The sequence below is a fragment of the Paenibacillus sp. IHB B 3415 genome, assembly GCF_000802655.2.
GTDB lineage: Bacteria > Bacillota > Bacilli > Paenibacillales > Paenibacillaceae > Paenibacillus_AQ > Paenibacillus_AQ phytohabitans.
Window position 1 is genome coordinate 100927 of sequence record NZ_JUEI01000019.1, and the last position, 25784, is coordinate 126710.

Annotated in this window: 31 protein-coding genes; 10 read left to right on the forward strand and 21 right to left on the reverse strand. The window is 52.0% G+C overall.

Annotated features, from left to right (window positions below):
- The first annotated feature begins 101 nt into the window (after nt 1–101).
- Nucleotides 102–890 carry a hypothetical protein gene (locus tag QW71_RS10690; RefSeq protein ID WP_039297190.1) on the forward strand — a complete coding sequence of 263 codons (789 nt, stop codon included), beginning with the start codon at nt 102–104 and terminating at the stop codon, nt 888–890.
- Between the two features lie 14 nt (nt 891–904).
- On the opposite strand, the gene QW71_RS10695 is transcribed toward QW71_RS10690, so the two are convergent.
- From QW71_RS10695 to QW71_RS10735, 9 genes are all read right to left on the reverse strand, one after another.
- Nucleotides 905–1696 (reverse strand): lipid II flippase Amj family protein, encoded by a 792-nt coding sequence (locus tag QW71_RS10695; RefSeq protein ID WP_039297192.1) that lies wholly within the window; start codon nt 1694–1696, stop codon nt 905–907.
- 121 nt (nt 1697–1817) lie between these two features.
- Nucleotides 1818–2207, reverse strand: coding sequence for a DUF2809 domain-containing protein (locus QW71_RS10700; protein WP_235441440.1), 390 nt, complete (start codon nt 2205–2207; stop codon nt 1818–1820).
- A gap of 75 nt (nt 2208–2282) precedes the next feature.
- Entirely contained in the window at nt 2283–2759 is a 477-nt protein-coding gene (locus QW71_RS10705) for an NUDIX domain-containing protein (RefSeq protein WP_039297238.1), read from the reverse strand.
- Nucleotides 2760–2812: 53 nt separating this feature from the next.
- Complete coding sequence (locus tag QW71_RS10710) at nt 2813–3271, reverse strand: DUF4362 domain-containing protein (protein ID WP_039297239.1); 459 nt, start codon at nt 3269–3271, stop codon at nt 2813–2815.
- Between the two features lie 464 nt (nt 3272–3735).
- Complete coding sequence (locus QW71_RS10720; protein ID WP_039297240.1) at nt 3736–4320, reverse strand: putative ABC transporter permease; 585 nt, start codon at nt 4318–4320, stop codon at nt 3736–3738.
- Between the two features lie 192 nt (nt 4321–4512).
- Complete coding sequence (locus QW71_RS10725) at nt 4513–4701, reverse strand: hypothetical protein (protein ID WP_039297241.1); 189 nt, start codon at nt 4699–4701, stop codon at nt 4513–4515.
- 249 nt (nt 4702–4950) lie between these two features.
- The gene (locus QW71_RS40895) at nt 4951–5124 is read right to left on the reverse strand and encodes a hypothetical protein (protein ID WP_200905910.1); all 174 of its coding nucleotides are present in this window, start codon (nt 5122–5124) and stop codon (nt 4951–4953) included.
- 90 nt (nt 5125–5214) lie between these two features.
- The gene (locus QW71_RS10730) at nt 5215–5757 is read right to left on the reverse strand and encodes a hypothetical protein (protein WP_039297242.1); all 543 of its coding nucleotides are present in this window, start codon (nt 5755–5757) and stop codon (nt 5215–5217) included.
- A 42-nt stretch (nt 5758–5799) separates the two neighbouring features.
- Nucleotides 5800–6702, reverse strand: coding sequence for a transcriptional regulator (locus tag QW71_RS10735; protein WP_039297243.1), 903 nt, complete (start codon nt 6700–6702; stop codon nt 5800–5802).
- A gap of 162 nt (nt 6703–6864) precedes the next feature.
- On the opposite strand from QW71_RS10735, the gene QW71_RS10740 reads away from it, so the two are divergent.
- Nucleotides 6865–8373 carry an alpha-N-arabinofuranosidase gene (locus QW71_RS10740; protein WP_039297245.1) on the forward strand — a complete coding sequence of 503 codons (1509 nt, stop codon included), beginning with the start codon at nt 6865–6867 and terminating at the stop codon, nt 8371–8373.
- A gap of 9 nt (nt 8374–8382) precedes the next feature.
- On the opposite strand, the gene QW71_RS10745 is transcribed toward QW71_RS10740, so the two are convergent.
- From QW71_RS10745 to QW71_RS10755, 3 genes are all read right to left on the reverse strand, one after another.
- Nucleotides 8383–9072: an LrgB family protein gene (locus tag QW71_RS10745; protein ID WP_039297246.1), complete on the reverse strand. Its 690-nt coding sequence runs from the start codon at nt 9070–9072 to the stop codon at nt 8383–8385.
- Nucleotides 9069–9485 (reverse strand): CidA/LrgA family protein, encoded by a 417-nt coding sequence (locus tag QW71_RS10750; RefSeq protein WP_039297247.1) that lies wholly within the window; start codon nt 9483–9485, stop codon nt 9069–9071. The genes QW71_RS10745 and QW71_RS10750 overlap by 4 nt, the downstream gene beginning before the upstream one ends.
- A gap of 222 nt (nt 9486–9707) precedes the next feature.
- Nucleotides 9708–10394 carry an NAD(P)H-dependent oxidoreductase gene (locus tag QW71_RS10755; protein WP_039297248.1) on the reverse strand — a complete coding sequence of 229 codons (687 nt, stop codon included), beginning with the start codon at nt 10392–10394 and terminating at the stop codon, nt 9708–9710.
- A 150-nt stretch (nt 10395–10544) separates the two neighbouring features.
- On the opposite strand from QW71_RS10755, the gene QW71_RS10760 reads away from it, so the two are divergent.
- Nucleotides 10545–10946, forward strand: coding sequence for a helix-turn-helix domain-containing protein (locus tag QW71_RS10760; RefSeq protein WP_047013725.1), 402 nt, complete (start codon nt 10545–10547; stop codon nt 10944–10946).
- A gap of 45 nt (nt 10947–10991) precedes the next feature.
- Here the strand turns inward: QW71_RS10760 and QW71_RS10765 are convergent, their stop codons facing one another.
- On the reverse strand, nt 10992–11366 hold the full coding sequence (locus QW71_RS10765; protein WP_083442500.1) for a YkvA family protein: 375 nt from the start codon (nt 11364–11366) through the stop codon (nt 10992–10994).
- Between the two features lie 113 nt (nt 11367–11479).
- Entirely contained in the window at nt 11480–12439 is a 960-nt protein-coding gene (locus QW71_RS10770) for an acetylxylan esterase (protein WP_039297249.1), read from the reverse strand.
- A 99-nt stretch (nt 12440–12538) separates the two neighbouring features.
- Between QW71_RS10770 and QW71_RS10775 the strand changes: the two genes are divergently transcribed.
- Together QW71_RS10775 and QW71_RS10780 are read left to right on the forward strand one after the other, a co-directional pair.
- Nucleotides 12539–13375: a sugar phosphate isomerase/epimerase gene (locus QW71_RS10775; RefSeq protein ID WP_039297250.1), complete on the forward strand. Its 837-nt coding sequence runs from the start codon at nt 12539–12541 to the stop codon at nt 13373–13375.
- A gap of 277 nt (nt 13376–13652) precedes the next feature.
- Complete coding sequence (locus QW71_RS10780; protein WP_063776443.1) at nt 13653–14756, forward strand: glycosyltransferase family 4 protein; 1104 nt, start codon at nt 13653–13655, stop codon at nt 14754–14756.
- A gap of 94 nt (nt 14757–14850) precedes the next feature.
- Here QW71_RS10780 and QW71_RS10785 read toward each other — a convergent pair whose 3' ends face one another.
- The 4 genes from QW71_RS10785 to QW71_RS10800 all read right to left on the reverse strand — a co-directional run bounded on the left by QW71_RS10785 (nt 14851) and on the right by QW71_RS10800 (nt 17638).
- Complete coding sequence (locus tag QW71_RS10785; protein WP_039297251.1) at nt 14851–16083, reverse strand: hypothetical protein; 1233 nt, start codon at nt 16081–16083, stop codon at nt 14851–14853.
- A gap of 16 nt (nt 16084–16099) precedes the next feature.
- Nucleotides 16100–16471, reverse strand: coding sequence for a hypothetical protein (locus QW71_RS10790; RefSeq protein WP_039297253.1), 372 nt, complete (start codon nt 16469–16471; stop codon nt 16100–16102).
- A gap of 357 nt (nt 16472–16828) precedes the next feature.
- Entirely contained in the window at nt 16829–17227 is a 399-nt protein-coding gene (locus tag QW71_RS10795; RefSeq protein ID WP_039297254.1) for a hypothetical protein, read from the reverse strand.
- A gap of 6 nt (nt 17228–17233) precedes the next feature.
- The gene (locus QW71_RS10800; RefSeq protein WP_039297255.1) at nt 17234–17638 is read right to left on the reverse strand and encodes a hypothetical protein; all 405 of its coding nucleotides are present in this window, start codon (nt 17636–17638) and stop codon (nt 17234–17236) included.
- Nucleotides 17639–17822: 184 nt separating this feature from the next.
- On the opposite strand from QW71_RS10800, the gene QW71_RS10805 reads away from it, so the two are divergent.
- The gene (locus tag QW71_RS10805) at nt 17823–18584 is read left to right on the forward strand and encodes an SGNH/GDSL hydrolase family protein (protein ID WP_039297257.1); all 762 of its coding nucleotides are present in this window, start codon (nt 17823–17825) and stop codon (nt 18582–18584) included.
- 104 nt (nt 18585–18688) lie between these two features.
- Here QW71_RS10805 and QW71_RS10810 read toward each other — a convergent pair whose 3' ends face one another.
- On the reverse strand, nt 18689–19483 hold the full coding sequence (locus QW71_RS10810) for an AraC family transcriptional regulator (protein WP_039297259.1): 795 nt from the start codon (nt 19481–19483) through the stop codon (nt 18689–18691).
- Nucleotides 19484–19620: 137 nt separating this feature from the next.
- Here QW71_RS10810 and QW71_RS10815 point away from each other — a divergent pair, with 137 nt between their 5' ends.
- Nucleotides 19621–20967 carry a glycoside hydrolase family 30 beta sandwich domain-containing protein gene (locus QW71_RS10815; protein ID WP_039297260.1) on the forward strand — a complete coding sequence of 449 codons (1347 nt, stop codon included), beginning with the start codon at nt 19621–19623 and terminating at the stop codon, nt 20965–20967.
- Between the two features lie 207 nt (nt 20968–21174).
- Here the strand turns inward: QW71_RS10815 and QW71_RS10820 are convergent, their stop codons facing one another.
- Together QW71_RS10820 and QW71_RS10825 are read right to left on the reverse strand one after the other, a co-directional pair.
- A complete protein-coding gene (locus QW71_RS10820) occupies nt 21175–21693 on the reverse strand; it encodes a tetratricopeptide repeat protein (RefSeq protein ID WP_052769974.1) in 519 nt (172 codons plus the stop codon).
- Entirely contained in the window at nt 21623–22417 is a 795-nt protein-coding gene (locus tag QW71_RS10825) for a glycosyltransferase family 2 protein (RefSeq protein ID WP_052769975.1), read from the reverse strand. The genes QW71_RS10820 and QW71_RS10825 overlap by 71 nt, the downstream gene beginning before the upstream one ends.
- A 182-nt stretch (nt 22418–22599) precedes the next feature.
- Between QW71_RS10825 and QW71_RS10830 the strand changes: the two genes are divergently transcribed.
- From QW71_RS10830 to thiD, 3 genes are all read left to right on the forward strand, one after another.
- On the forward strand, nt 22600–23142 hold the full coding sequence (locus QW71_RS10830) for an RNA polymerase sigma factor (RefSeq protein WP_200905911.1): 543 nt from the start codon (nt 22600–22602) through the stop codon (nt 23140–23142).
- Nucleotides 23139–24608, forward strand: a complete 1470-nt coding sequence (locus QW71_RS10835; protein ID WP_039297262.1) for a DUF4850 domain-containing protein — start codon at nt 23139–23141, stop codon at nt 24606–24608. The genes QW71_RS10830 and QW71_RS10835 overlap by 4 nt, the downstream gene beginning before the upstream one ends.
- A gap of 324 nt (nt 24609–24932) precedes the next feature.
- On the forward strand, nt 24933–25745 hold the full coding sequence (gene thiD / locus QW71_RS10840; protein ID WP_039297264.1) for a bifunctional hydroxymethylpyrimidine kinase/phosphomethylpyrimidine kinase: 813 nt from the start codon (nt 24933–24935) through the stop codon (nt 25743–25745).
- Nucleotides 25746–25784: the final 39 nt, after the last annotated feature.

Below are 25784 nucleotides of genomic sequence, written 5' to 3' on the forward strand. Positions count from 1 at the left end.
AAGCACCTCGCAGGATCGGCAGTTCATGCCTTTCTTGGAGGTGCTTCTTTGTGTCCTATGGTGTTGTATTGGCAAATCAATGATGACAGGAGCGGAATGGAATGTTGAAATTCACCCGTTTTACCAGCGAGTTTGTAAAGAGAATCACGGTTATGCTGATCCTGCTGACACTTTGGCCTGGTGTTGCCCCGCAGGTCTCTGCAGCTTCAGACTGGGATTCAGCACTTGATGAGATTCACAATCTTTATACGGATTATACGGAACTGCAGGTAGGGTTAAAGTCGGAAATTCAGCGGAACCAGGAGCTGCGCAAGCAGAATAATACGGCGCTCACGGCGATTAATACCAAGCTGCAATCCACAGACGCCGCCCAGCTTGCCAAGCTGCGTGCTGCAGCCGAAGCCATGCAGAAGAAACATGCCCCCGTGCTGGAGCAATACACATCACTCGGTAAACAGGCGGCAGCTGAGCGCAAAGCCAATAACCTGAAGAGTGCCACGCTCCTTGAGATCAAGCGCAATAAGCTTAAGGCGGCCGCAGTTGCAGCACGGGCTGAGGTAAAGGTCACAACCTCTGCACTTGCAGAAGCCAAGGCGCTTACTGCTGCAAGAAATAAGCCTGCTAAGGATGCCCTTGCACCCATTGCAAACCTCAAGAAACAGATCACCGCGCAGAACAAGTTGTTCTCAGCAATGCAAGCCGAGAGAAGCGAAGCAGACAAACGCTACAAAGCCGCCGTCAAGGCGGGGGATGCCACCAAGGCCGCGGCTGCGATGAAGCTGTCTTACAGCAAAATGGGTGAGATACGTACAATGGCCGGACGTATGTACAGCTGGGAACAGCAGATCAGCACAGCCATCCGTTCCGCAGAATTGAAGCTGCCGAAATAACTTGTCCCGCAGGATCAGAGCAGCTTCACCAGCCAGCAAATGATGTAGGCTCCCGGAACAAGCAGTGCTTGACCCAGCAGTGATCCCAGAAAGCGTGACCCCATCAGCAGAACATAGATTTTGCCCAGCTGATCACGGTATTCCACATTTTCTGTCGCCTTATGGGTAATGATCCCGAGCTGCGGGTCGATGAACACCGTCAGCAGGATCGTCGCTAACCCGTTAATCAGACCCGAAGCCTGGGAGGCAGTTGTGCTTAAATCAGGCATTAGCTTGGCTGCATACATGGAGGATAACACCCCAACCGTATAGAAGGCTGTAACGAATATATTCATCACGATGAACCGTTTCGGAATACCCAGGTAGCGGAAGCTTCGCAGCCTCACCTTTGGCCTGCGGATATATTTCCGCGTATTCTTGAGCTGACCGACGGTTACGCTGGTCAGGAGCTTCGGAATGGAGCCTTCAATCTCAAGCTTGGAGATGATTCTTCCGAACAGCCCTACGAAGGTAGGAAACAAGGCGATGGCTATTAAGGTGCCCAGTGAAGAAGCCAGCATAATAATCCGCAGATAGTTGAGCAGCGGAAAGCTGTCGTCTATTTTGCCATAGTCTACGAATTTGGCCGTTAAGGGAGCCTGTACCATATTAGCCGTTCTGGAGACCAGCACGATGATACCGGTCAGGGATAAGGCGATGGCAATCTTGTTCAGCTTCACTCCGGCAAAACGCACCGAATACGATAACGTCTCTGCTGTGTGAATGATCAAGGTAAGCAGGCATACCACGATTAAACTGTTCGTCATTTGCAGTTACTCATCTCCAAATCAGGCAGCGTTCGGCTGATTACCAGCAGTCTCATTCCAAATTATTACAAACCGGCATCGCCTCACTTAATATATATTCTTCCTCCTGTATAATCCAGAATCAATTTTGTAAGATTTGGTCAATTACATAGCAGAACAGAATCCCGGCCGTATACCGGACCAGATCAATCCAGAGGAAACCCTGGCCCAGAATCAGTCCGCCTGCTGTTGTCGAGCGTACATGTATAATCCATTCCGCCTGATAGAGCTGGCTGAACTCAATCCCGAAGCTGAAGCACAGGCTGATTATAAGCGACACTCTTAGCGGATACCGGGTCAACAGCACGCGGAAGGCAAGGTAGATCATCCCTGCCCAGATCGCATCCCCAAAGTGTCCGCTGACAAAGCGCGGCAGCTGGTCACCATATGCTCTGGTCCCAAGGCCCAGCATAACAGCGAGCTGTACTGCGCCGCAGTAGATCAGTTTGGATCTTATTACCGGATTATGCAATGGAATTACTCCTTCGTATTGAAACTGCTGAATCCTATGGGAACAATATCTTCATTTTGCTTAAATGGCAGTGCTCTACTCAAAAATAACTTTCCGTGTATCAGCGGCATCGCTCAGAAACAGCTTCGGGGGATACGGGATGGCTAACTCAGGCAGTTCATCTTCCTTGAAGAACTCCAGTTCTTCCGCCTCCCCATCCACACTTCTCAGATGTCCTTTGACGATGACGCATTCAAACACAATCACCGTGTACTCCACCTGATCACCATTTATATATTCATATCTGTATTTCCCGCCGCCAAATACGCCGAGGATCTGTTCAGGTGTAACCATCAGGCCGGTCTCTTCGAACACCTCTCTGCGGAGCGCTCTGGATGGTGTTTCTCCAGGTTCGACCGCCCCTGCGGGCAGCCCCCACAGCGTTTCATCTTTCTTGCGGATCAGCAGAATTCTGCCTTGTTCATCCCGCACTACCGCCGCTACTGACGGGATCATTAATAACCCGTTGCCGGTCTTGCCGCGCAGCTCCCGGTAATATTCAGACATTGGCATGAAGATTCCTCCTAAGATTGATTTAGCATTTTATTATAACCCTTCATTCCGGCCTAAAGCTCATCCTTGCGAAAAGAAACCGGATTAACCTTGAAGTCTTCCGGCTGATTCTCACAATCAGACAATTCTACCTTGTAGAATTCTTCGACCTCCGTAAGCTGGATCGCCTTGCAGACATATTCGATTTTCCCGTTGTATCCGGCCCAGTCCCGGGTGCTGTCCACCGTCCAGTGCAGCTCTCTGCCGTCATCATATAAATCATGAATAAACGGTCCGCTATCGACACCCCACCGGAGCATGGTAAGATTATCTCCCTTGCCTTCCTTAAATCTATGTATCATTTCTCTAATTCTGTCCAAATCCAGCTGATCAAAATGCGTAATCAAGTTACGCTGATCCCTGGCCAGGGGGATTGGCTTATTGATTTCCCGTATCCATAACCCTGAGAGTAAAACTATGATCAGCGCTTCCAGAATGATAATAGCCGGATAGTATTTCTTGAATTTCTTCATATTCCCTCCTGCTCCTGGGGTATATTGGGTAACCCGTATACCTCTATATTTGACACGGTTGTAAGATATTCCTTGTCTGAGCGCCATGCGAACAGATCCATAACGCAGTCCACTTCCTATATTTTGGATAAAAACATATCTTAAGTCATAAGTTTATCGTATGATTGCTTTAACAGCTAAATAATTCAAATCAATATGATACGAGGAAAAGGGTGATTGAAATGGAACGTAAGATTGTAATCAAAACAAACACGAAGCCCTCATTACCCGCCGGCATTAGTATGGAATTCATGGAATGTCTGTTTCAGGTTATGAATGAATATGATCAAACCTTAAAGGGACTTAAGAATAGATAAGTGAGTGAGTTCTTTTTCATCATCAACAGAAATAGGCCAACCAAATTGCTCTGGCTGACCTATTAACACAGACACCCCCGGAGAATCACCCGGAAATGCCTAGCCTAATTATCCCTCACCAAGCTCCAGCTGCTCTGTAGAGTCCAGTTCCCTCAGCCCGCGCCGCCGGGTACGGAAAGTCCACAGCAGATCCGCCGAGAATAGCAGCAGGGCCAGCGGAATCACCGGTGTCCATACCCGCTCAACATGCAGATACAGGAAATGGACCAGCGGCTGCAAACCGTAGATACAGGCAATAGACAACCCCCACCAATACAGCGAGAATTTCAGGCAGATATGTCCCTGCAGCTGATAGGGCATTCCCGAATAATCCCACCACTGCTTACGAAAAATACCCTTGAGCAGCCAGCCGCTGACAAACTCAACAGCCGACGGAACAATCAGGGCAAGCATCAGGAATATAGGAAGCGGAAGCCCAATACTTTGTCCCGTCAGCAGCAGCAACGGCGCACAGCCGTACATGGGTTTAAACGGCCCTTTCAAGAAGCCTTCTTTGCGGAAGGTTCCCGCGCTGTAGAGATTATAACTGCCTTCAAGCACCCAGCCCAGAAACGAATATACGGTGAAATAGAACAAATACGGGCTTACCGCAGCCACTGCGCTATAACTATCTTGCAAAAGTACCGGTGTCATTGTAGTTGCTCCCGCCTCCAGCCCCATTTTTTCACTAATGGGAGCTAGTATGCCACCAGGAAACAGAGGTTATGACGGTAATTTTTGGCGGTCCTCACAAAGAAAAAGCTGCAGGGTTCCGGTTAGGAGCTGCAGCCCTTTATTGGTGTATTGATTTAGGGCCGAATAACGGCCAAGCTTCGCCTTCAGGATTCATTCTTTATGCTGCTGTTCTCTCTGCATCTGCATTAAGGGCGGACCTTCCTCACGCTGGCTTCTCAGCGTTTCCAGCTTCATGTCGCTTCGCACACCGAAGCTCGATCCGTACTTTTTCTCGAGGTTGCCTGTCAGGGCATCACCGCGCTTTTGCCGATACCGGCCGTTCTCGTTCCGACTACGCATACTAGGTTTCCTCCCCGCAATTTGAATTGCCTGAGACCTGTGAACCTGCGATGATCTGGAGAATCAAGTCGTGATGAGGTTGTACTTTCCTATAGTATACATTATTTACTAAACCAAGCTCAATAAGCGCATTCGCGCAAGCGCAAACAAACAAAAACCGGACGCCCCTCGAAAGGAAAGCATCCGGCCTCAGTGAAAAAACTCTGTCCCCAAGGAACAGCCTGATACATACGAAATGCAGTTGCCGCTCTAATTCTTCGGAAGGGGGTCGGGATGAGCGGATTCGGCCGGTTTGGCGACCCAGTCATCGGCTTCCGGTTCAATGTCCACACCATTTTCCATCTTTTTGCGTTCCGCGAGTGAATCACCGTCTTTATTCTCTTTGTTGCGGATGTCTGCTTCATTCTCGATATGATCCGACATGTGAACTCCTCCTTATGCAAGCTGTGCAGGTTTTGGATTACTTAGTTATAGTTACCCGTTGACCTGTTTTGCAAACATTTTGGCTGGAGGTTATTTCACCCGGCGCTCCGACTGATCCTGCCAGACTGATTGCAGGGACTCATACTGCTGAATCGCTGTGTCCCTGTCTGCTGCCGGATAGGTGAGAATGATGCTGTCATCACCAGGATCATCTTCCCCGTAAATTGCATAATAGAAGCTGTTACTTTCATAGCCGGGAGCTGTTTCCCCCTTCTGCAGGGCAAGACTCCATGTCTGAAATCCGGAATCTGCAAATACCTGACCCAATACTTTAATTTCACCCCGCGCTCCCTCCAGCGCACAGATCATGAACCCCAGCTCCGGATTCAACTCACAGTATTCGTATTGAACCCCGTTAACAGCAAGCTTACCGGTGTAGGAACGGGTCTTTTCGGCATAAGCACCTTTCAGCGTCACAGTTACTGTCTTCTCATAACCCGCATCCTGCAACTTATAGGCGGTAACCTGCATTTCCCGGTCCAGCCGGATCACCTTGGGTGCACTCAGGAAACCGTAAGCAATAATTCCTGCCAGAACAAGTACGGCAATACAGCCGTAGACTGCTTTTCTCAAACCGTCACTTCCCCCGTTAAAAAAGCTTCGCAAAGCAGTTTCTCATTCGTAATACACGCGAAAAACAATATCCTGCTCGTAATTCCCGAACCCGCGTCCGAACAAGGTTAAACCGCCCCGCCTTCGGGTAGTGTCTTCTGCAGTTAACCTGAAGCTCCACTGGTCCTGCTGCCAGCCTACTTCATCAATGGTGACTGCAGAAATCTGCTGGCCGTCTATGTAAGTTCCCCCTGCGTTAATCCTCAGCACCTTCAGCAGGCCATACTGGTTCACATCGGAATTCCACCAGGCCGGAGTCAGCCTTCCCCGCTGCACACCGAAATCACCGGGACTGGTCCATTTGCCAAGCGGAATTCCATTCATCGTAAACGCAATGTCTGAGGGCCACTTCTCATTAACATGCGGCGCTTCCGAGCCGACCTCCATCGAAATCTCAATCTCCTGTACCCTCTGGTCCATGAACAGATAGTTCGGCACCTTATATTCGGCGTAGCCTTTGGCGAACCAGAGAATTCCGGCATCGACCCGCTCCGGGTCCAGGAAATAACGCGGATCATCATAATATCCGATCAGCTTCTCGGTGGTGGCAATGCCACAGGTCGGTGAAGCCTGAAGATCGGTATAATGCCCCACCGGCACGGAGACCTCAACCACCTTCCGGGCAATGCCTTTGGCTCCAGACAATTTAATCTGCAGAAAATTAGCGGAGAGCGAGCAGTATTTGTACGTGCCGCCATCAATCCGCTTCATTTGGGAGCTGACGATGCTTGCCTTTTGGAGCTTGGCCACATGGGAGCTGACAATGGCGCTGCTTAGATACAGCCGGGCAGCGATTTCCTTGATATGCATCTCCCGCACGCTGAGCAGATCAATGATCCGCAGCCGCACTTCACTGGCTAATGCTTCATATACCTTCAGCGATTCGGAATCCGTTGTTAAATACATCCTCTTACCTCCGCACTCTTTGAATTAGCATTTTTATTAATCCTAAATATTTTCATTGCTTAATAGACGCTGTAATTCGTATGATGTAATCATAAATCAGGATATTAGATTAATATTTTCATTAATCGTAATATAACTTCAATACAAAAGGAGCTTAACACAATGAGCATTCAATCCAAGATGATTGTCGACAAGGACTTCAAGCTGGCCGAAGTAGACCCGAGACTGTACGGATCATTCATCGAGCATCTGGGCCGGGCCGTTTATGGCGGAATATATGAGCCGGGACATCCTACCGCAGACGCTAACGGATTTCGCGGTGATGCCCTGCAGGCCATCCGGGCACTCCGCGTGCCGATCATCCGCTATCCCGGAGGTAACTTTGTCTCGGGCTATAACTGGGAAGACGGTGTAGGCCCCAAGGAGAGTCGTAAGCGCTCTCTTGAATTAGCCTGGTGGACTACAGAGACGAATCAGATGGGTACCAATGAATTTGCCGATTGGGCCAAGCAGGCCGGTTCAGAGGTCATGATGGCGGTCAATCTGGGCACCCGCGGGATCGATGCCGCAAGGAATCTCGTGGAATATTGCAACCACCCTTCCGGTTCCTACTGGAGCGATCTGCGCATCTCCCACGGGTATCAGGCTCCCCACAATTTCCGCACCTGGTGCCTGGGCAATGAGATGGACGGCCCGTGGCAGATTGGAGCAAAAACGGCCGTCGAATACGGCAGGCTCGCGAATGAAACCGCCAAAGCCATGCGCTGGGTTGACCCTTCCCTTGAGCTTGTCGCCTGCGGCAGCTCGGGCAGCTCCATGAATACTTTTGCCGAATGGGAAGCAACCGTGCTGGATCTCACTTACGATAACGTAGATTTCCTCTCCCTGCATACCTATTACAACAATAATGATGGAGACACGGCCAATTTCCTGGCACGCTCACTCGATATGGATCAGTTCATCGACAGCGTAGCAGCAGTATGTGATTATATCAAGGCTAAGAAGAAAAGCAAGAAAAAGATTTATCTGTCTCTGGACGAATGGAATGTGTGGAAAACGCAGGGGACCAGCCGCGCGCAGCAGCATTGGGAGATTGCCCCGCCGGAGTTCGAGGATGTCTATAATCTTGAGGATGCACTTGTGGTAGGCTGCTGCCTGATCAGCCTGCTGAAGCATGCGGACCGGGTGAAGATGGCCTGCATTGCCCAGCTGATCAATGTCATTGCCCCTATTATGACTGAGAACGGGGGGCCCCTCTGGCTGCAGACCACGTATTATCCTTACATGCACGCTTCAATCTATGGCCGGGGAACGGTGCTGCACCCGCTGATTACTAGTCCGAAATATGATTCACGCGATTTCACCGACGTTCCTTATCTGGAAGCGGTCAGTGTATATAACGAAGAGGTGAACGAGGTTACCGTATTTGCTGTCAACCGTCATCTGGGCGAAGGCATGGAGCTGACAGTCGATCTGCGCAGCTTCGGTGCAGTAGAGGTAATCCAGCATACTATCCTAGAGCATGAGGAACTCCAAGCGGCGAACACCCGCTCGAACCCGGCGAATGTGCTCCCGCACAACCGCGGAACAGCGGCCGCAGACGGCGGACGTGTAAGCGCCCTTCTTCCGGCAGCTTCGTGGAATGTCATCCGGCTGCGTGTTAACGGGTAATAAGCTGCATTAATGGTACATGATCCAGGCTACGAACGGTCCGGCAATGGAGCCGACAATAGCGCATACCGTCATGGCTACAGAGCTCATGGACACCGACTGCTCACCGTACTCCAGGGCTTTGGCTGTGCCAAGAGCATGGGAAGCCGTTCCCAGGCCGATGCCGATGCCGGACTCGCCGCGGATTCTGAACAGCTTAATGATATACGGCCCGCCGATAGCCCCCGTGAATCCGGCGATCATTACGAATACGGAGGTAAGCGAGGAATCTCCGCCCAGATTGCTGGAGATCTGGATGGCTACAGCGGTTGTGATTGACTTGGGCAGGATGGAGAGCACATACAGCTTGGAGAAGCCGAGTCCGGCTGCCAGCAGCAGACCGCTGAACATTCCGACGAGCAGTCCGGTCACCGTTCCGCCAAGGACAGCCGGGAGATTCTTCCACAGCACATGCCGCTGTTTGTACAGCGGATAGGCCAGGGATACAACCGCCGGCCCAAGCAGGCGGTTAATCCAGTCTCCGCCGATCATATAAGTCTCATAAGAGATATGGAAGCCCATGAGCAGCACGACTACAGTGAACGTTGCGGTCAGTGCCGGCAGCAGGACAGGAAGACGGTAGCGTTTGTATAACATGGACATGAAGAGATAGATCAGAACATTCATCAGGACAAAACCAACGGCCAGCAGAATTCTCATGCTTCCTTCCCCTTCCCTTGCAGGCTGGGCGCACGATACTTCCGGCGTGTCAGCCTTTTGGCGCTGCGGCTGGCAATCCACTGGCTGGAATGTGCCGTGACGACCATGGTCAGTACACTGCTGACCACCAGAATGCCAATCAGGAGAAGCCCTCTTCCGCTGAAGATATCCAGATGGTTCATAATGCCTGCGGTTGCCGGGATGAAGAACATGGGCAGATAAGCCAGAATAAAGGATGAGCCGTTCTCGATCAGCTTCACCGGAACAATCTTGAGCAGCAGCAGGACGAATAGCAGCAACAGCCCTACGATACTGCCCGGAACCGGCAGATGCAGCAGTTTTTGCAAGTAATCTCCGACCAGGAAAAACACATACAGCAAGCAGACTTCAGCGATAACGCGGATGATTTTCATATTGCAGAATCCCTTCAATCTTGAAATGGCGGTCACAAGCAGCCTGTTACAAGTAACAAGCTGACTTATTAAGAGTATCAGAATTTTCAGCAAGTTTTCAAACTTTTTTCGAAGCTTCTATGTATTTTCATAACTCGCAAAAAAACAGATGCCGCCCTTATTAAGGATGGCATCTGTTTTTAATTGGCTCACACTTCGCCTAAACTGCTGAAGCGGCTGCGTTTAGACCCACTGAACCACCTGCCCGGCCGTTTGACGGGTTTTGCCGCGCGGCTCATTAACCCGGTAACCAAAGGCCGCCATGCAGGCAATTCCGAAATGTGCCGGGTCCATTATCCCTTCCTCTGTCAGCACCTGCTCGATCTTTGCCTTGTCGAAGCCTTCAATCGGACAGGAGTCGATGCCAATCTGCGCCGCAGCAGTCATCATATTCCCCAGAGCCAGATAGGTCTGCCGTGCACCCCATTCAAACATCGCCCGCTCATTGCCTTCCAGTCCGAAATCGGATTTCAGGAACACATCATAGACCTTCCGCTTACCCTCGGCAACCTCCGGCGGCAGACTCTGGACATCCTGCATCATACCCTGAATATACTCCGAACCCGCAGCCATATCACGCGGCAGTCTTGCGAGAATCAGCATGAAATGGCTTGCTGTCGGCAGCTGCTTCTGTGCACCCCAGGCATAAGGAAGCAACTTCTCACGAATGTCCATACTCTGAACAATAACGAATTTCCAGGGCTCGAAGCCGAATGAGCTCGGTGACAGGCGGCCTGTTTCCAGGATGAACCCGAAATCCTCATCGCTGATCTTTCTGCTGCTGTCGAATACCTTGGTAGCGTGTCTGTATGCATAGGCGGCCAGAATTTCCTGCTTGGTTGTTGCGGTTTCTTTTACTGTAGTATCCATTTCACATACTCCCTTTCTGTGTATCCTTCAGGTTTGGAATTGACGTTATCCTGCTCACATGCTTATAGTAGTGGATAGATAACCATTCGTGAAGTACGCACATTTTTGATAGGTAGTATACAAAATGATACTTAAGGAGCGTGTTCGGTTATGCGTGACCGTAAAGGCGGTTTCGGAGCTTGTCCGGACGGCCAGGGCGCCGCTTGTCCTGTTGAATTTACCCTCGATGTCATCGGCGGCAAGTGGAAGGGTGTGCTTTTATACCATATGATGGATTCAACAAAACGCTTCAACGAGTTCCGCCGGATCTGTCCCGGCATCACGCAGCGTATGCTGACGCTTCAGCTCCGTGAGCTGGAGGAGGATGGCGTGGTTCACCGCGAGGTGTATCATCAGGTTCCGCCGAAGGTTGAATACTCGCTGACCGAATTTGGCCGGACGCTGATTCCGATCATTAAGCTGATGAGGGATTGGGGCACAGAATACCAGGCGAAGCAGCAATCCGCAGACCGCTGCCCCCCTGGAAGTGGACATTTAGAGGAAGAAGCATAATGAACCCGGTGCAGCAACCCGCTGCACTTTTTTTGTACCGTTACCTTACGGTTGTTCAAAAAAATCTTCGGCCTTCTGCTTATGCTCCTCCTTCACCTGACCGGCAATCGCCCGGATGCCTGCGGCAATGACCGCTGCATCATCCGTGAAACCGAGTCCGATCAGCGCATCGGGAATCGCGTCAATTGGAGAGATGAAATAGGCCAGCGCACCGAACGCTATGCCTTTAGCCCATAACGGGGTTTTGGCATCAATGGCGCAGTAATACATGGCAACCGCTTCTTTGGTAAACGGGATTTTGCCCGCCGCTTTCCTCGTTTTGCTCCAGAAGCTCTTCTTCACCAGCTGCTCATTCTTCTGGCTGTATTCGAAATTCTCCACGACCAGTTCCGCAGGAAGCTTGTCTCCATCCTTATCCATCTGCCGTTCCCTCCCATTCCTTAGGCTGCCTTCGCATTCTGACAGCTTAGCACCTTCATTATAACCTTTACACCAAACACCCGCCGCTAATCAGCCTTCCGGTAATTAATCTTTTAACCCAGATGCTCCCGGAAAAAGAGTACCGTCTGCCTGCGCTGATATTCGCTGACCTCATGCCCGGAGAACGGATAATCCATCATCTGCTTGGGTGACTCGATACGGTTATAGGCAGCATAGATGGTCTCCGGCATGCACACAGTATCCTTCCAGCCTGCGGACATCAGAACAGGTACGGTGAACCGGTGCGCCAGATTAACAATATCGAAATAAGCCAGGTTCTGCAGCACCCGCTCCAGATGCTCCGGATAGCGCTTCAGGTAATCGGCAATCTCTGTGAGTGAGCTGGTTGAATTCAGCACCCCGAAGTCCAGGCGGCAGAGATTCGGTATGTCTGCAGCTACTGCAGCAACCCGGCGGCTCAGTGCCCCTGCCAACAGCGCAATCCCGCCTCCCTGGCTCCCCCCGGTGATGGCAATACGCTCGGGATCAACACCCGGCAGCTGTGCTGCAGTCTCAATGGCACGAACCGTATCTATTGCTACAGCCACATAATAGGAACGTTCCTTCTCCAGCAGCCCCTGGGTGATCCAGCCTCTGACTATACCTTCTTCCTGCGGCAGCAGATTGCCGGTCTCTCCCAGTTGTCCACGCACATCCACGGCGAGCACAGCATAGCCAAGCATTAGAAAGTGAGCATACCGTTCCGGATACCCCCGGTCGCCGGTGTAACCGGGAAACGTAACAATACACGGCAGATCTCCCCGCTCACTTGTGTCAGCAGCAGGCCGGATGTACCAGGCATGGATGGTCGTTTCCCCATAACCTGTATAGCTTACTTTGCTAACCTCCATGCCCGGATATGGAGTTTCTTCAGGGATTATTGTAACATCCAGCGGCAGTTCCTCATCTTCGGCGAGCAGATCATTCCAGAATTCGTCAATCGTTTCCGGGTTCAGCGTAGGTTCTGGACGGCAATTCTCAAGCTCCTGTTTGCGTTGCTCAATAGCATTCATTCATCGGGTCCTCCTGTTTCTCATAAACTTCTTTATCATTGCAAGTCACTGTAAGCGCATTTAATATTATAAATATAAATCCATAGAATTCCAAAGGAGATGTTATTCATTCGTTACGGAACCTTGGCACATACAGCGGGCTGCCTGCCGCTTAGAGAATTGACCGCTACGCTGCAGACCTACAATATTGACTTCGTACAGCTCGCCCTGGCCAAAGCCATTCAGGATATCGATCTGTCTCCCGGCAAGCTTAGCCCCGGCCTGGCCTCCTATATCGGTGAGCAGTTCGACAAAGCCGGCATCCGCATTGGCGTACTTGGCTGCTATATCAACCCGATTCATCCCGACCCTGCCATCCGGCGGGTAGAGATTGACCGTTTCAAGGAGCATTTGCGTTATGCCCGCCAGTTCGGTGCACCTATGGTCGCTACGGAGACCGGCGCATTGACGACTTTTCAAGAATTCGATCCTTACCGGTATGAAGAAATCGGCTGGGACGCCCTCAAGGCAACGGTAGAGGAGCTTGCTGAGGAAGCGGAGAAATGGGGGGTGTTCCTGGCACTTGAAGGAGTCTGCACCCATACGCTGTCCTCTCCGGCCAAAATGCGCCGTATCCTCGACGAGGTTCCTTCCAGCTCCATCGGTGTGGTACTGGACCCTTGCAACCTGATTGGCGAAGAGGTGCATCTGCAGGATGAGATCGTAGACAGTGCATTCAGCCTGTTCGGCGACCGGATTATTCTGGCCCATCTCAAGGATATCTATAAGGACGGAACCCGGATCCGCCATGGCGCTTCAGGGCAAGGGCTGTTCCACACCACAGAGTTCCTGAACAAGCTGGAGGCACACAAGCCGATGATCGACGTTTCGCTGGAAGAAGTAACAGGCCTTAATATCAAGGACACTGTTACCCTGCTGCGCAATCTACGCCACTAATCATAAGCTGCCAGTTCAGGAGACGTGCTTCATCCTCCTGCAGTAACTTTGGCAGCGCTACAATCCGGCCGGTATGTCAGGGGTGATCCCTCTGCTGTACCGGCCAGTATTTATTATATACTCCCGCTGTAGCCCTCCACTCCACAGCCTCCCTCCAGAACCCCTATTTGCTGCAAAAACGCCGTATATCCGGTACTTTTCGCTAACTGCTGAATAAAATAGTATACATACCGCAGGTTCGCAAGCGATTCTCGAGCCAGAAAGGAAGGGATCATACATGAGATTCACTTTCCCCATTCTTACCTTATGCCATGGCGGGGCACAACGCATGCTCGTGGAGCTCACGAATGGTCTTACTGCCAGAGGGCACCAGGTCGTGATCCTCATGCCGCTTGGAGGCGATGTTTCATATGAAGTCCATTCCACTCTGCTGATTACCGATTATACGCTGCTCCGCGAATCCGATTTCCCGGTCAGCGATATTATCGTTTCGAATTTTTATACAACGGTTCCGGCATCACAGGCTGCAAGCCAGAATGGCAAGGGCATCCATATCCGCCTGTCCCTGTGTTACGAACCGCTGTTTCTGCCGCAGAATGAGGTATCCTTTCCCTCCTATCACACCACCGATAAGCTGATTGTTCTGTCCCAGTGGCAGCAGGAATTAATTGAGCTCGGTCACGGAATTAGCGGAAGCATTGTGCCTGTAGGGATCAGCTCCTCTTTTCAAAATATGCATATCCGCCACAAGCTTCAGGAGCCGCTGAACATAACCGCCATCCTGCGCAAAGTGGAGAACGGCTTCTCCTGGCACCGTGAACAGGATTATCTGGTGAAGCAGCTAGATATCGTAAAGCATAATGTCCCTGGGGTAAATATCAATTTCATCAGTCCGCCGGATGAGTTCTACAGTTCAGATTCACTGCAAAAAATGAAGGCCAGCGGCAAATACCGCTTTTTCACGCCTCTGAATGATGATGAGCTCTGCTATCACTATAACGGGGCTGATATTTTTGTCAGCTCCAGTATATTCGACACGGGATCTTTGCCGGGACTGGAGGCCATGCGCTGCGGTGCTGCGCTTGTGTCCGTATACTCGGGAGGGAATCTGGAATATGCCCGCCACGAAGAGAATTGCCTGCTGTCCTACCGGTACGAGAACCGGATTGCCGAGGATGTCATCCGGCTGATTCAGGACCCTGCGCTCCGTGTCCGCCTTGCCTCCCGGGGGGAAGCCGATTCCCGGGCCTGGACCTGGGAGAACAGTGTCAGAATTATGGAGCAGACCACAGCAGGCTTCCTGACAGGGAACTCCGTGAACACTCCGCCCAAATCAGCGCTCCTGCAAAGACTCGGCGGCTTCAGAATGCGCAGGAATTAATCCTGCTCTTGACGCATGAACGCAGAAACAGGCCCAACTTGGAAGCACATGAGTTGGACCTCTTCTGTATATCTGCACCCGCTTAACCTAAGTCTCAATTTCCAAAGATAACATCCTGTTTGTCCAGCCGGGTGTCATTCCACACCGCAGCCAGTGTATCGGGAAAGATCGTCGCCGCAGTAATGTAGTCACCAATCAGCACTGAAGGTATCGGTGAGCTTCCATTCGGATTGGTGGATACATCGGACACTCTCCGGTTCGCGAAGGACAAGCCGCTGTTGATGGATTCAGCCACAAACACATCCAGCAGGAAGCCATTCAGCCGGTTCGTATAATAGATCACCCGCACCGTTCCATTGGACGGCGAAACGGTGATCGCAGGCGAGAAGTTCTGCGACCCCGGCGGTGCGCCGGTGATGCTGACCGGCTGCGACCATAGCAGGCCATCCGGTGAGCGGGAGAAGAATATATCCGCATAGCCCAGCCGGAAATCATTCCACACCGCATATACGAAACCCGCGAAGGGTCCGGGTGATATATCGGCTCCAAGGGCCAGATTCGTCTGTACCCGGAAGGCATAATTCGGGACAGGCAGTGGACTAGGTACCGGGACTGTATTCGCCAGGAAGGTAGCTCCCCGGGTTACAGGAGGACTAAAGGTGACGCCTCCATCCTGGGAGACCCGGATATAGGCATATTTCGGGCCTGGCCCGAGCTGGATATAACCCACATATACCTGGCCCGCAAGCCCGACAATCAGAGCCGCCCGTTCCAGGTCGCCCCTTGGATCGGATATGCGCTGCGGCGGCTCCCAGCTCATGCCCTGATCCAGCGAACGCTGGAAGAAGATGGCGGCATTGGTCGCCAAATAATACAGCGGCGTATAGCCCACATAAGCATGCCCGCGGTACGGGCTGGAGGGAGATCGGTCGACCGCAAGAAAGGGTTCATCGTTATGAACGTATAAGCCATACCCCCGCTGGACGATCACCGGCGGATTGAAGGTCAGCCCATTGTCAAAGGTGGTGTACGTTGCGATTGTCCCGTCATTGAACTCATTAAAGAAGTGGACAGCGATGATAAACGTATTCGGAAACGTATAATCGATTGTCGGTGCCTCCGCACTCATAAATCCCGGAGCCTGCGGCAGAATTGTCGCTGACCAGGTCGCTCCGCCGTCTATGGAACGATAGAAGCCGGTCAAAGCCGTTCCGGTGCTGGAGTCTACCGCTACCGCACACATGATATTAGGGTCCAGTTCATTAACCGCGATCGAAGGCTCAATATGATTGCCTGGCAGCCCTGCGGTAACATTGACATTCGCCAATGAATATCACCTCACTTCAAGTAGGAATAATAGACAGCCGGTCAATGTATGTAAGCTCAGGCTGAAGGATTTGCTCGATGATATTCCCTGCGGCATCTAGTGCAAATACATTCACGATTGTGTTGACTGCACTATAAAAGTTGATCTGTGCTTCGTAATAGTTAGCAGCATTCACCGAATACGTCTGCACTACCAGCTGCTGGGGATCCACTTGAAACAAAGCCTCACCCACTGGTACCCGCGTGAAGCTGCTGCCGATGAAATGAAAGATCTGCAGATTAATATTAATGGCTACGACAATGGAATCATTCAGGCAGGAAATTTGAATCCGGTCAATATGTGAAGTTCCGGCGGGCGGATTGTAGACCGCTCCCGTTGTATAGGGCATAACTCCCGTGCTCCTTCCCGGCTTCTGTCAAGCAGAGCATTCATGATTAGCCTTTCTCTTCTCCTCTCTTAACAACAGGCTGCATACCTCTCCATTTCTATGTATATGTAATCCGTTATTTGTCCAATGAGCAAATATATGTAAGAAGGCAGCGATTGGCTAATGAGGAGGACTGAGAATCCCCTATTTGAGCAGATCAGGCGGTTTCGCCGTCCAAACGGACTGAGAATCCTTTATAGGACCGGCTACACCGCATTTCGGGCTCAAATGAACAATATAAGCGATTCTCAGTCCGCTTCGACCTCAAGGTTGAGTAATCAGCTAATAAAGCCGGGGAACTCCATCCCCGGCTTTAAGCTAAGAAACCGATAGCCCCGAGAACACAAGCGGGCCTATAATGGTCGGCGGATTCACGCTGCTAATCGAGGAAGCAATGAGAGCATATCCATAGTAACCAGCGGCAATCCCACTGTCAGTGAAGGCTAGATGGATGGCTTCATAATCACTCCCGGTCCAGGAGCTGGACCTTGCAGTGAATATCTGTACCGCATTACGGACAATTGTAATGATCAGATCCGAGGTGCTGGGACCACTGTTCTGCAGACCGACCGTTGCCTCCAGCAGTACTAAACCGTTAGCGCCGACAGATACCCCGAATTGTCCCAGGACAGTACTGCTTGGCAGGCTCATTACGGGAAGAGTGGCGGATTGACTGAAGCTCGACGGGACACTTTTGCCGAAATCAATAATGTTCATTATTGCTCACACCAAGGAAAGGCCCGAGAAATCCACGGGACCAATCAGATTAACAGCATTTTGAACAGAGGAGTTCACAAGCGAGACCGTTAAGGTGTAAGCGAAATACCCTGCCGGAAGACTGGCATCCACATAAGAAAGACTGACCAGATCATATTGCCCGGTGCTAAGCGCCGTGGTCCGGAGTGTGAATACGGGCACCCCTGCACGCAAAATAGTAAATAACAGGTTGGGGCTGCCTAACACGGTTTGCACCCCTACAGAAGCATTAAGCAGAACACTCCCGCCTTGAGCCGCCGCAAGCCCGAACTGGGTAAGCGTATTGCTGGAGGGAGCAGCGAGAACCGGTATAGCAATCGTTTGGCTGAAGCTGGTAAGTGCACTTTTGCTGAAATCAATAACTTGGGTCATCCCCTAACCTCCCAGTAACAAATTCACTCTCGTATATACTATGGAGAATTCACCTTGCTGACTGGACTAACAGCATTCCAGCACACCATCGGCCCGCAAGAAACCATGACATATATGCATAGTCACTGCTCCATGTATGGTTTACACTAAAGATATATACACTAGGGTTATCGGAGGTGGGACAATGAATTCGTACGAAGAGCAGAAGGAAGCCACGGGGCTTGAGTTTAAATACATGGTCAGCGGAGATTCGATCTCCAAGGGTGTTGTCTATGATGAGGCAAGAAGCAAGTATGTCATTCTGGAGGATAACTACGTGTCCCTGCTGCAGGGCAAGCTTAAGGGAGCTATGCGTAATACCGCCAGATTCGGCAATACGCTGATGAAGGGCTTCGGCAATCTGAAACGCGATGTGCTGAAAGACAAGCCGGATGTGGTACTGATTGAATACGGAGGCAATGACTGCGACTATCACTGGGAAGAAATTGCAAGCAATCCCGAAGCAGAGCATAACCCCAAAACTGATTTTCCGGCCTTTGAACGGATGCTGCTGGATATGATTGATTACCTGAAGAATCAGGGGATTACGCCTATTCTGATGAGTCTGCCCCCGCTGAATGCGGACAACTATTTCAAATGGGTCAGCGGCAATAATCCAGACACCGAGCTGAACATTCTGAAATTCCTCGGCAGCGTCACCAAAATTTACTGGTGGCAGGAGCGGTACAACTCCGCAATTATCAAGGTCGCCGAGAGCACCAAGACCAAGATCATTGATGTCCGGGGCGCATTCCTGCAGCAGCCGGATTACACCAAGTTTATCTGCCGGGACGGAATTCACCCTAACCGGGAGGGCCACCGGATTATCTATGACAAAGTCATGGATTTCATCCGTACAAGCGAACCCCATCTTCTGCTGGACAACTCGGCGTTGCCGGGACACTGATTACCGGACAAGCGGAATATAGGTTAAGCAAACAACTGAAATTTCAGAGCAGCCCCTGCGGGCTCCATACATAGGGGTGTCCCCCCCCTTTTCATCTTCACAGTCTATGAACGCCTCCGGTACACTCCCGGTGCAACGCCGTACCGCTCCCGGAATACCCGGTGGAAGTAGGTATAGCTGCCGAAGCCGGTCTCCTCAGCAATACGCTCCAGTGTATAGTTGCTGTTGTCCATCAGCCGCAGCGCCATCGCCAGACGGACCTGCACCGCATACTGCATCACCGAATACCCGAATTGTTCCTTGAACAGGTGAACCGCCCGGGTGACGCTGATTCCTGCGTGGCGGGCCACATCCTCCAGCCGGATGGAGGAAGTCGCATGCTCTTCCACATAATTCTTGATCTTCAGTCCCTGCAGAAGTGAAGAGGAGGATGCGGCCGGCGCTTCGGCGATATCCCGGTCCAGCAGCAGGCACAGTGCCTTGAACAGCACCTCAAGAATTTCCGGGCTGCCTCCGTCAATCCGCCGCTTTTCCAGAATTAATTGCTGCCAGATGCTATGCAGCTTGCTGTCTTCGGCAATCCTGGACTTCTTAGTCCTCACCTGCTTGTTCCACCACTCATCCACCCATTCACCTGTACACATGACATAGTAGTCTGCGCTGAAGCCCAGCGGACTTTCTTTCTCGCCAATCCGCAGATCGTAGAGCTCGCCGGGACGGAACAGCAGCAGATCACCGGGCATCACCGTGACCATCTCCCCGTCAATCAGCGCTTCACATTCCCCTTCTGCCTGGAGCCTGATGATATAGGTATCCAGCCCTTCCCGGAACAAATGCCAGAACGGCTGGATATGCCGGGAAAATGAGCTGAGATGAATGTCTACACCGGTTGTACCCATCCAGGATCACCCTTCCTTACTTTTTCCTCATGACCAGATCGTTGAGGTTCTTAACCATATTGTTTCTTCAAAGTGCAGCGGAATACCTTCTATAATGAGACTATTCCTACAAACTTTCAGGAGGTAACCCAAGCCCTATGAGCAGCACTACAGTCCGCGTGATCCAGACAGCCAAAGAAACCGGTGACCGGCTAACAGAATTACAGCCTCTGTCCTTCCGGCCCGATTCCGAAGAGAAGGAAATGGAGTTAATTAATATTTATGAGGATTTGGAATATCAGGAAATCGAAGGCTTCGGCGGTGCGCTGACGGAAGCCTCTGCAGTCACGCTGGCCAAGCTTAGTCCGGAGAAGCAGCAGGAAATAATCGATGCCTACTTCCATCCGGAGCACGGAATCGGCTACACCCTGTGCAGATCACATATCCAGAGCTGCGACTTCTCAACAGGCAACTATGCTTATGTTGATGGCGTTGATCCGGAGCTGGCCACTTTCAATATCTCCAGAGATCAGGAGTCGATACTTCCGTTAATCAAACGCGCGGCTAACGCTGTGGGCGGGAGCTTCCGGCTGTTCTCCTCCCCATGGAGCCCTCCGGCCTTCATGAAGACGAACGGCGAGATGAATAACGGCGGCAAGCTGAAGCCGGAGTACAGGGAGGCCTGGGCTAATCTGTTCGTGAAATACATTCAGGCTTACGCTGAAGCCGGCATCGATATCTGGGCGGTCAGTGTGCAGAATGAAGCCAAAGCCAAGCAGATCTGGGATTCCTGCATTTATACCGCTGAAGAAGAGAAGGATTTCGTACGTGATTATCTCGGTCCTGCCCTGGAGGCAGCCGGCCTCAGCCATGTCAAGATCATGATCTGGGATCATAATAAAGAACGGGTCTATGACCGGGCGAAGACCGCTTTCACAGATCAGGAGGCAGCAAAGTATATCTGGGGCATCTGCTTCCACTGGTATTCCGGTGATCATTTCGAAGCCTTGAGCGCTGTGCATGAGCGTTTCCCTGACAAAAAGCTGTTCTTCAGCGAAGGCTGCCAGGAAGGCGGCGTACACCTCGGCTCCTGGAACACCGGCGAACGTTACGGCCATGATATTATCGGCAACCTGAACAACTGGATGTCCAGCTGGACGGACTGGAATATCGTCCTTGATGAGCAGGGCGGCCCGAACCATGTAGGCAACTTCTGCGATGCACCGATTATCGGCGACACCCTGAAGGATGAAGTAATCTATGAGAGCTCGTTCTATTACATCGGGCATTTCAGCAAGTATATCCGTCCGGGCGCCGTCCGTGTGGGCAGCTCCAGATATACTGACAAATTCGAAACTACGGCGTTCCGCAATACAGACGGCACTTATGCCGTGGTCGTACTGAACCGCACGGACAGCGGGCTTCCATACACCCTGCACTTCCGGGATCAGCTGGCGGAGGGTTCAATTCCGGCTCATGCCATCCAAACGCTGCTGTTCCAATAAAAACACATAAAGGCGCTCCCAAGCTACGGCTTGAGGAGCGCCTTTATTCATTTGGCCGGTCTGCATTTATTCGCCGCTTCGGTACCGCTGTTAAGCAACCCTGCTATTCCTTCTTCTCCCCGGCGGTCTCCTGCGGGGGGGGCGCCTTTATTCATTTGGCCGGTCTGCATTTATTCGCCGCTTCGGTACCGCTGTTAAGCAACCCTGCTATTCCTTCTTCTCCCCGGCGGTCTCCTGCGGCTGCAGCGAAACATACTTGTCACCCAGGAGCTTCTGAAAGTAGGTCCGGTTATACAGCATGCTGGGATGGCCCGGAAGATGAAGCAGTGCAGTTTCATTGAAAAGATTAGCCCGTTCATGCTGGCCCAGCCGGTCATAACAGAGTGCGAGCTGCAGATTGGGAATCCAGGTAGCAAAGGCCTCATTCTTCACACCCATGGAAGCCGTCTCCCGGGGCAGCATAACAGCAAGCTCATACCAATAGATCGCCGGATGAAGCTGGCCCTGCTCCACATGCCAGGCACCGAGCCGGCAACAGAACTCGGCACGCGGGGAATCGTACTGCAGCGTCCGGGTGATCGCAGTGAACGCCGCTTCCTTGTCACCCAGCCGCTCCCGGCATTCGGCAAGCCGCAGGCAGGCCTGAATGTTATCTTCAATCCAGCCTACGCGGGGAATCGTACTGCAGCGTCCGGGTGATCGCAGTGAACGCCGCTTCCTTGTCACCCAGCCGCTCCCGGCATTCGGCAAGCCGCAGGCAGGCCTGAATGTTATCTTCAATCCAGCCTTGCCCTCCGTTCAGAAACTGCTCGTAATATTGGCAGGCTTCTCCGTGGATTCCATGATCGCGCAGCTCATTGGCATAATAATATTGATCGCGCGGAGAGAAGCTCTCCCCCTCTGCCTCCCGCTTCCGGTAGATACGCAGATTGCGGTCCGTATACGCTTTGTCTTTCTCATGGGTAATACAGACGTCACTGCTGTAAGAAGGGCCGTATACCTCCAGGTATTCATGCACCGGGCCGATCCATTTGAACCCGCAGGACCGGCGGACCAGCCGGTTGCGCCGCAAGGACGTAACGACCTTCCCCTCCGCATCAAAAGCGAGATTATACTGCATGTTCACACTGTCCACATTCTCCGGGAGCGACTGCTTCAGCTCTCTGAACAGCACCTGATCACTTTCCTTCAGATAGTCATCCGCATCCAGCCAGAAGATGTATTCCTTGGTCGCCTTGCTGAAGGCGAAATTGCGGGCAGCAGAGAAATCTTCGATCCAGGTAAAATCATAAATCACCGCTCCGAAGGTTTCCGCAATCTCCTTCGTTCTGTCCGTCGAGCCTGTATCCACAATGATGATCTCGTCCGCAATTGCGCGAACGGAAGTAAGGCAGCGGGGCAGGCTCTTCTCTTCATTGCGGACAATCATACATAAGCTGATTTCTATCATGGTAGCCTCCTAATCGTTATCCTCCTATATAAATATGCGGCCCCCTCCAATTGGAACTCCCGTTCCTACCCAATCTGCTGCCCTTAATGCCACAATCCCCGCTATATAATTTTATTCAGCACAAAAGAAACTTTCCGGAGGATGCAGAGGTCAATACAGTAGAGAGAAAAGGGAGGGACCGTATGTACGGTGCAACGAAGGATTCCAATACTATGAACGCCGCCGCGTTAAAGACACTTATGGAAGACTATGGCGAGGATGTATGGAACTATGCCTACTACCTGGCCCGCAGCAGAAGCGCTGCTGATGATATCTCCCAGGAGACCTTCATCCGGGCTTATAAATACAGGGATACTTTTCGCGGCGAAGCTTCAGTCAGAACCTGGCTGCTGCGGATTACCCGCAACCGCTGGCTGTCCTACCGCAGCAGCAGCTTCATCCGGCGGGTAACCTTACAAGCTCACACTGGTAGACCCGGCTCAAGCCCATCCGCTGAAGAGGTGTTTTTGCAGCAATCCTTGAGCAGTGAGGTGTGGAAGGTAGTCCTGCAGCTGCCGCGTAACGCCAGGGAGGTCCTTATGCTCTATGCCCACTACGGACTCGGCATGGAGGAATTGGCCGGAATGCTGGGGATATCATTATCTGCAGCCAAATCCAGACTGCACCGCGCAAGGCAGCAAGCCAATGAATACTGGGAAAAGGAAAAGGAGTTGAACAAATCATGAGCAAATTACCGGAGGAATGGGAACAGCAGTTGAAGGAGAAGCCTTTTGAGGGCATGAATTTCACTCCACAAATGCAGAAGAAGGTAGAGCAGCGTCTGGGAGGGTATCAGCCCAAGCGCAAGCGCTATAAGGTTCTTGCTTACGCAGCGGTACTGCTGCCGGTCATGGCCATGCTGCTATGGTTCGGTTACAGCGGCCTGGAACCCGGCAAGCTTGCTGGCCGGATAACTCCCCTGGTATCGGAAGCTCCCCCGCCCCGGGAAACCGGAGCTGCGGATCTCTCACCCGCCCCCACCGGCAATAACCAAAGCGTTCCAAGCAATGATTATGCGGTTGGCATCCGCAGCATTTATAATGCTGAAGTCCCTTTCCCTTCTGTTGAAGACAAAAGGGCTGAAGTATCGATCCCGCTGGCTGCCGTCCTTTCAGTTCCCGTTCTGGACGACGGAAACAGTCCTGCACATATCACTCCGCCCCCGTTGCCCAAGATGACCTTCCCGCTGCCGGCCGGCATGAAAGACAAGCTGCAGGCGACCCTCGTCTTCCAGGGCGATACCGGCAGTGCTTATATCCTGCTGGCCCCTGCCGGCTGGAAAGCTTCGGCTGTTACCGGAGCCAACGGCTCCTTAGGGGCGACTTTTGTGGACCCGGAAAATCCGGGGCAAGCTTTGCAATATTCCGATAATGCCTGGGGCTGTCAGGGCTGTGCAGTCGGCAGCATCGGGACCTATTTCCCCGGCAAGGCAGAATGGGCAGATGAATATGGATTGACCATTATTCCTCCTGCGTTCACCGAACAGTATATGGCGGGAACCGAAGGAGCGGATGCACGCACTGTGCGGTATTCTCTGCCTGCGGAAGCCAGCGGGTATGAAACAGCCGGAACGGCCTACTATGATGAAGGCGAATGGGGGTATCTGTTCCGCAAGCTGGAGATGACCACCTCTTCAGCCTTTGACGGGCAGGATGTGATTGACAGCATCCAGGGATTTTTTGCAGCCAATCATGGCCCGCTCCTCCTTCCTGCAGTGCAGAATCCGGAATCTGCCGCAGGCAGTGCAGAGTATACTACGCAGTCTCTCTACCTGGCTCTGGAACAGCGGGGCATGCAGCTCAGTCTCGTCCCGGATACCACAGAGCTCATGTTCAACAAGCAGCTGGCCGGTGTCTGGCCTGAAGAGCTGCTGATCGATAAGACCGATACACCGGCCCGGCCGGACCGGTTGTCCGTCTATACCTACGCTGACAGCCTGGAATGTGCCGAAGGTCTGGCTGCGTTGAAGCTGGAGATTAACCGTACGACAAACGACGGAGGAACGCGGATATACCCTCATGTCTTCAGAGGAGGGAAATTTCTTGTGGTGTACTGGATGGGCGGGGACAGTGCTGAGCCCTACGTTTATGACAAGGCCATCAAGCTGGCGCTGCGCAGCCTCGAAGGCAGCTCCGCCTCTGAAACGGACTGAGATTCCGCTAAATTACCGAATTAGGCAGATTTTCCCGATAAACGGACTGAGATTCCGTTATTTGACCGCGCATCCCTCAATTCATACCCGATTGAACAAGATAAGGGATTCTCAGTCCGATTCACCATACTGCCAACCTATTGCCATCCTTTTTCCCGCACAACTTATCCCGGCTGCACACATAGGTTATTCTCAATTCTTATCTTTGAAAATAGCACTGTCATGCGGACAGCTAGAGTGTTTTTTGTTATAATGTCGTAGAGTTAAAAAGTTGCACCCAAAACAGGCTCCATACCATCCATATACAAAAAGGGGACGTTACCTTTGTCAAAAATCATCAAAACCTTAACCATTGCCGGCAGTGACTCCAGCGGAGGCGCAGGCATTCAGGCTGACCTCAAAACCTTTGAGGAATACGGCACCTATGGCTTCAGCGCACTGACTACAATCGTTACCATGGACCCCGACCGGGGCTGGCACCATAATGTATATCCGATCGATGCCGCAATCGTTGCAGAGCAGCTCAAAACGATATTCGCCGGCGGTCCCGTAGACGCGATGAAGACCGGTATGCTGGGCAGCGTTGAGATTGTGCAAGTTACCGAGCAGGCAATCAAGAACAATCTGCAGACCAATGTGGTTATTGACCCGGTGATGGTCTGCAAAGGCGAAGATGAAGTGCTGAATCCGGAGAGCGCCAATGCAATCCGCGATCTGCTGCTGCCTCTGGCTACTGTAGCGACACCGAACCTGTTCGAAGCAGGTGTCCTCTCCGGACTGGGCAAGCTGACTACTCTTGAAGAGATGAAAGAAGCGGCCCGCCTGATCCATCAGCTCGGCACCAAGAATGTTGTCGTCAAAGGCGGCAAGGCATTGGGCGGAGATAAGGCGATCGATATCTTCTTCGACGGCAGCGAATATCTTGTTCTGGAGACGGCCAAGATCGAACCCGCCCACAATCACGGTGCCGGCTGCACCTTCGCCGCCGCTATTACCGGCGGCCTGGCTAACGGTTTGTCGGTGAAGGAAGCCGTAGTGAAAGCGAAGGACTTCGTGTCCGCAGCCATCCGCAACGGTTATGCCTTTAACCAGTATGTCGGCCCTGTATTCCACGGCGGCTACCGTCTGGAGAACTAGGAACAGCCAGTCTGCCGGATAACGGCGCAGCAGCAAAAA